The sequence below is a fragment of the Dyella monticola genome (assembly GCF_003363155.1).
Lineage (GTDB): Bacteria > Pseudomonadota > Gammaproteobacteria > Xanthomonadales > Rhodanobacteraceae > Dyella_B > Dyella_B monticola.
In genome coordinates, this window is the sequence record NZ_QRBE01000039.1 from 1 (window position 1) to 702 (window position 702).

1 protein-coding gene and 1 pseudogene are annotated in these 702 nt (G+C 57.0%); both read right to left on the reverse strand.

The window, feature by feature from the left end; translation table 11 throughout:
- Positions 1-453, reverse strand: a 453-nt coding sequence (locus tag DWU98_RS21520; RefSeq protein WP_484488899.1) for an SEL1-like repeat protein, incomplete at its 3' end; no start/stop codon positions are given.
- Positions 454-456: 3 nt separating this feature from the next.
- Positions 457-702, reverse strand: a pseudogene (locus tag DWU98_RS21525) (phospholipase D-like domain-containing protein); the annotation flags it as partial.

A 702-nucleotide genomic window follows, 5' to 3' on the forward strand; every position in this document is an offset into this window, starting at 1 on the left:
GCGCAGCGCCAGTTCCTGATCCTGCTTCACGCCGTAGCCCAGCTCCAGGTAATACGCCATGTCGTAGTAACCACCGGGGACACCATCCTTGATCAGCTGCTGGACCAACGCGATGGTTTCCTCGTGCCGGTTGGGAGAGTCAGCCAAACCTTCGGACACCAGTACTTGCAGGTTATGGTTGGCCTTGTAGTGACCGTACGCGGCGGCAATGCGGTAGTAGCGCGCGACGGCGTTGAAGTCCTTGGGACCTTTTTTCTTCTCCAGATAACGCGCGTACGTGAAAAGCTGATCGGCGTCTGAATTCAGTGGCGGCAGGCGGTCCGCTTCGTGCGTGCAGGTGAAGGTGAGCTTGGCCTTGAGGGGAGCCAGATCGGAAGAGGAAGACATCGAGGATTCCTTGGAGCAGGCGGCGAGCAAGAGGGCGGTTACGCACAACCAACGAAGATGGTTCATCGGTCAATCCGTGCGGGTACGTTTCTTGCCGGTGTACATAAAGCCGACGAGCGGGGCGTAAGGAGCGAGCTTCCCTCTCTCGTTCGCTTTATTTTGGTTGATGACGAAATTCCAGTCATCGAACGCATCTGCCACATTCTTCTGCGCGCCCTTGCCACCCGTGTGAATATCCCAAAGCTTCTGCCGCAACGGCCTCGTCACCCCGCTGTGCTCATGACAAATGTTCAACTCGCTATCCACTTCCATGCT